The organism is Colwellia sp. F1 (genome assembly GCF_056238625.1).
Genome location: NZ_JBWDLI010000062.1, coordinates 1 through 2968, shown reverse-complemented (window position 1 = coordinate 2968; position 2968 = coordinate 1). Strand labels below are relative to the sequence as shown.

3 protein-coding genes are annotated in these 2968 nt (G+C 48.7%); 2 read left to right on the top strand and 1 reads right to left on the bottom strand.

Going from position 1 to position 2968, the window contains the following annotated elements; genetic code table 11:
* Together AC0UA9_RS17165 and AC0UA9_RS17160 are read left to right on the top strand one after the other, a co-directional pair.
* The coding region (locus tag AC0UA9_RS17165; RefSeq protein ID WP_475661926.1) for a winged helix-turn-helix domain-containing protein at positions 1-184 on the top strand (184 nt) is incomplete at its 5' end.
* Positions 174-1502: an ATP-binding protein gene (locus AC0UA9_RS17160; RefSeq protein ID WP_475661925.1), complete on the top strand. Its 1329-nt coding sequence runs from the start codon at positions 174-176 to the stop codon at positions 1500-1502. The genes AC0UA9_RS17165 and AC0UA9_RS17160, both read left to right, overlap by 11 nt.
* A gap of 316 nt (positions 1503-1818) precedes the next feature.
* Here AC0UA9_RS17160 and AC0UA9_RS17155 read toward each other — a convergent pair whose 3' ends face one another.
* Positions 1819-2508, bottom strand: coding sequence for a VIT1/CCC1 transporter family protein (locus AC0UA9_RS17155; protein ID WP_475661922.1), 690 nt, complete (start codon positions 2506-2508; stop codon positions 1819-1821).
* Positions 2509-2968 lie beyond the last annotated feature (460 nt).

The following is a 2968-nucleotide window of genomic DNA, read 5'->3' as shown; positions in this document are numbered from 1 at the left end:
CATCCAGCGACCCGGCATTTTATTGTCACGCTCACAGCTTGAGGATCGCCTCTACGCATTCGGGGCTGAAATAGAAAGTAATACCATCGAAGTTTATGTCAGCCGTTTGCGTAAAAAGCTAGGGCACGATGCTATTGTCACGGTGAGAGGGATGGGTTACCGACTGGAAATACATGGCCAATAAAAATAGCTTACAAAAACGCCTCGGCGTTGGACTCACACTGGGTGTCACTTTACTCTGGTTGTGCGGTGTGACGGCCTCTGGACTGATCGCACAACACGAAATGAATGAAGTTTTCGACAGCGCCCTTGAAGAAACCGCCCAACGCATTCTGCCATTAGCCGTTACTGACATTCTGAACCGAGAAAACAATTCGAGAAACCGAATAGCGCCCACCCTGAAAAAGCACGACGAATACCTCACTTATTTGGTGAGAGATAGCCAAGGCAACCTATTATTACAATCTCACGATGCCGACCTCAGCGCATTTAACGCATCTCCTCTGGAAGGATTTTCAAATACCTCTACATACAGGATATACGGCGCATCCGCTGTTAGTGGCACCCTCTTCATAGAAGTAGCCGAGCCGCTAACCCATCGCCGCGAAGCCGCTTTGGAAGCAGGCTTGGCATTGCTGCTGCCGCTGATATTGTTGGTTCCGATTAGCCTGTTGGGGGTCTGGTGGATTGTCCGGCGCTCGTTGCGGCAAGTGGTTGAATTCAAGCAATCGATAGAATCCCGAGGGTCGGGAGATCTTACTCCTTTAGCGGCTGATCAGTTACCTAGAGAATTTGAACCCATCGCCGCCGCAGTCAACCGCTTGCTGGAACGATTACAGCGTGCACTTGAGGCTGAACGCAGCTTTACGGCTAATAGTGCCCATGAATTACGCACCCCTTTGGCAACGGCGCTTGCCAAGGTTCAACGCTTGAAAACCCAGCTCCATAGTGACGCGCTAAGGGATAATGTTACTGAAGTGGAGGTCGCACTGCGTAGCCTATCAGCACTCTCGGAGAAACTACTCGAACTGGCCAAAGCCGAAGGCGGCGGCGCTATTGCGCAACGTACACACAACTTGGTGCCCATTCTGGCTCTGATAGTGGCGGATTTTGAAAACCAGACTCCGGGACGAATTTCACTGACACTGCCCGCGGGAGAAATGAACTCTTTTTTCGACCCTGATGCCTTCGCCATTCTGGTTCGAAATCTGATCGAGAATGCAATCAAACATGGCTCACCCCAACACCCTGTGGAGGTCACCCTATCCGCTGACGGTAACCTTCGGGTACGCAATAGCGGAAATATCGTGCCAGCAGATGAACTCAACCTGCTACGCAACCGCTTTACTCGCTCAAAAACCGATGCGTCTGGCTCTGGTCTCGGTCTCGCTATTGCAGACGCCATTGCCACAGGTGCCAACATACATTTACACCTGCAGTCTCCTGCAAAAGGCAAACAAAATGGATTCGAAGCAGTCCTTAATATTGCCGATGCAAAATAAAAAATTAATAAAGCGCCCTATAGAAGCTAAATTTAATTAGCAAGTTTTGCACTAAGCGTCCGTTAATTTTTGTACTCTGTAGTTATCATCTGATTTTGTTCAATACGGGAATATTGATATTGAATGTTAAAACCAGATTGCCGAAACGCCTGCATCGCATGGCAACCTGTTCACAGCGTACTAAAACTACTGGATATAACGACGATGGTCTACCGGAGCGAGCGGGACACTAACCAACGGTGTTTAGTTTAGGCTAGCAATTGCTTATCCGTAACGACGAAGCGCTGCCTTTAACGAAAGCCTTATCCAACTAACGTTATGCAACGACGCCGAAAACCCGTCCGACACCTGCCGTTAATGCCATGGCTAAAGCCCCCCAGAAGGTTACCCTGATGGCACCAACCATCATGGAGGCACCGCCCGCACTAGCAGCCACGCTACCCAGAACCGCCAGAAAAACTAATGATGCAAGTGCGACAAGCACAATAAGTAGATGCACAGGTGCTAACCATGCGACCCCTAGCGGCAAAGCCGCACCTACTAAAAAAGAGCCTGCTGACGACAGAGCAGCCTGAATTGGCCGAGCATTTCCATCGACAGAAATGCCAATTTCATCCCGGGCATGCGCACCCAGCGCATCGTGCTTCATTAACTGTTCTGCAACCTGTTGTGCCAACCGAGGCTCTACACCTCTTTGTTCATAGATGCCGGCAAGCTCTTGCTGCTCGAACTCAAAATCATCTTCCAGCGATTTTCTTTCTAGCGCTATGTCTGCATTTTCAGTATCTGACTGGGAGCTTACGGATACATACTCACCCGCTGCCATGGACATAGCGCCTGCCACTAAACCAGCAACGCCTGCCAAAAGAATACTCTCTTGCGACGCTGAAGCTGCTGCCACACCAATAATAAGGCTCGCTGTAGAAACGATGCCATCATTGGCACCAAGTACAGACGCACGCAACCACCCGACACGATTAGTTCTATGAATTTCGTGATGACTCAAGGACGTAACTCCTATTCTCATGGATGTGTTTGATACTCAGAAAAACCAGTTATCTGCTTGATGAAAACAGAGAGCTAATCGCAATAAAAAACTGCCAAAACAAGAGACTTCAATCGCGTGGAATTAAAGGACTTCGTATGATTGACTCAATTGGGAGTAGTCATTCGGTGTCCAAAGTGATGCCGAGCACGCCATTAATTCTACTAGGCCCATTGAAAAGCCCAACGTGGGTCAAAGTGTAATGCGGTTATTAACGATTAACCACATGATACCCAATCCAAAAATAAGCTAGGGCTGGCACTCGCACTTAGTTAGCCCTGCTGATGGAAGCAGCTTATACGAGCTTTTAAGCAAGCCTTTCTTATGGAGTCGTCTGTGGGGGTGAAACGCAAAAGTGGGGTTGAAACACAAAGAAGGTGAATTCTAGAAAGGAGTGAAAAATATAACTACCTTATTGGCG